The sequence below is a fragment of the Streptomyces sp. NPDC004561 genome (assembly GCF_053602155.1).
This window is the reverse complement of sequence record NZ_JBSGDB010000614.1, coordinates 3,022-4,564: the sequence shown is the minus strand read 5'-3', so window position 1 is coordinate 4,564 and position 1,543 is coordinate 3,022. Positions and strand designations below refer to the sequence as shown.

At 72.8% G+C, this 1,543-nt stretch carries 4 protein-coding genes; 1 reads left to right on the top strand and 3 read right to left on the bottom strand.

Going from position 1 to position 1,543, the window contains the following annotated elements; translation table 11 throughout:
* Both ACWEN3_RS42015 and ACWEN3_RS42010 read right to left on the bottom strand, forming a co-directional pair.
* On the bottom strand, window positions 1-265 hold a 265-nt coding region (locus ACWEN3_RS42015; protein ID WP_452982684.1), incomplete at its 3' end, for a S4 domain-containing protein.
* Window positions 266-272: 7 nt separating this feature from the next.
* On the bottom strand, window positions 273-575 hold the full coding sequence (locus ACWEN3_RS42010; protein WP_452982681.1) for a hypothetical protein: 303 nt from the start codon (window positions 573-575) through the stop codon (window positions 273-275).
* Between the two features lie 42 nt (window positions 576-617).
* Between ACWEN3_RS42010 and ACWEN3_RS42005 the strand changes: the two genes are divergently transcribed.
* On the top strand, window positions 618-965 hold the full coding sequence (locus ACWEN3_RS42005) for a sterol-binding protein (RefSeq protein WP_452982687.1): 348 nt from the start codon (window positions 618-620) through the stop codon (window positions 963-965).
* Here the strand turns inward: ACWEN3_RS42005 and ACWEN3_RS42000 are convergent.
* Window positions 949-1,543, bottom strand: a 595-nt coding sequence (locus ACWEN3_RS42000; protein WP_452982678.1) for an ABC transporter ATP-binding protein, incomplete at its 5' end; no start/stop codon positions are given. The genes ACWEN3_RS42005 and ACWEN3_RS42000 overlap by 17 nt on opposite strands.

Sequence of the window (1,543 nt, the reverse complement as noted above, 5' to 3'; positions counted from 1 at the left end):
CCTCGACCACGAGCCCCTGCGGGACGAAGGCCGCCAGCGCGCCGGCGAGCTTGTGCCCGCCCCGCGAGACGTAGTCGGGGTCGCTGTCGTCGGACTGGACGACGATCGCCGCTGCGGTCTCCACCTGGGTGGCCGACTTGGTCGCGACGGTCTTGCCGACGGTGACCCGCCCGGCGGCGATCAGCTGGCCGGCGTGCTCGCGCGAGCGCGCGAGCTTCCGGCGGACCAGCTCCGCGTCCAGACGGCGGCGTGCGACTCCTGCCACGTTCGGTTCAGCTCCTGCTTCGGTACGGCGTCGGTGACGCCGGGTGCGACGGTGGGGGCGCCGGAGGTCCCGGGCGGGCGTCGAGCGCGGTCAGCGCGTCGCGCAGCCCCCGGTGTACATCCTCGTACACCTCGACATGCCCGTCGGTGGCGAGGTGGTCCGCGTCGGCCAGCCGCTCCAGCTGGGCGTCGACCTCGGCGTTGCCGGTGGGCGTGCGCGGGACGTCCATTGGGGCCGGGGCGGCGGAATCGTACTCGGGCTCGGTCTCCGCCGCGGCTTGCGCGGGGGCCTCGGACACGGACTCGCTCATGCCCAGACGCTACCCCGAACCGCTGCGGTACCGTCGGTGGCGATGGCCACGATCGAGGAGTGCCGCGCCGCACTGGGAAAGCTTTCGGACAACATGCAGGGGGCCGAGGGCGACGTCCGCGCGGCGGCCGCCATGGACCGCTCGGTGAGCTGCCACATCACGGACCTGGACGTCACCTTCGCGGGCCGGATGACCGACGGCCGGATCGAGGTGGACGAGACCTATGCCGGGCCGCCGCGCGAGCGGGCGCAGATAAGACTGACCATGGCCGGCGACGACCTGGTGGCCCTGGTGGAGGGCGAGCTGAACTTCGCGACGGCCTGGGGCAAGGGCCGGGTACGGCTGGAGGCGAGCCTGCTGGATCTGTTCCGGCTCAGGAAGCTGCTGTGACCCGCTCGGTGCGGGCCCTGCGCGCGGCCGGAACCACCAGCGGGGTCCCGGTCTCCGGGTCGTCGATCACCTGACAGCGCAGCCCGAAGACCCGCTCGACCAGCTCGGCCGTGACGATGTCGTTCGGGGCGCCCTCGGCGATCACCTCGCCGCCGCGCAGGGCGATCAGATGGGTGGCGTAGCGGGCCGCGTGGTTCAGGTCGTGCAGGACGGCGACCAGGGTGCGGCCCTGGGTCTCGTGCAGCTCGGCGCACAGGTCGAGGACGTCGATCTGGTGCTGGATGTCGAGGTAGGTGGTCGGCTCGTCCAGGAGCAGCAGCGGGGTCTGCTGGGCGAGCGCCATGGCGATCCAGACGCGCTGGCGCTGCCCGCCGGACAGCTCGTCCACGTACCGCTCGGCCAGCTCGGCCACCCCGGTCTGCCGCATGGACTTCCGCACGACCCGTTCGTCCTCGGCCGACCACTGGCGCAGCAGGCCCTGGTGCGGGTAGCGGCCCCGGCCGACCAGGTCGGCTACCGTGATGCGTCCGCGAACTCCATCAGCTTCAGGGCACCCTGCATCGCCGCGTGCGCACCCG

Coding starts and splice junctions, on each gene's coding strand:
- ACWEN3_RS42010 (WP_452982681.1), bottom strand. CDS start 575: ATGAGCGAGTCCGTGTCCGAGGCCCCCGCGCAAGCCGCGGCGGAGACC.
- ACWEN3_RS42005 (WP_452982687.1), top strand. CDS start 618: ATGGCCACGATCGAGGAGTGCCGCGCCGCACTGGGAAAGCTTTCGGAC.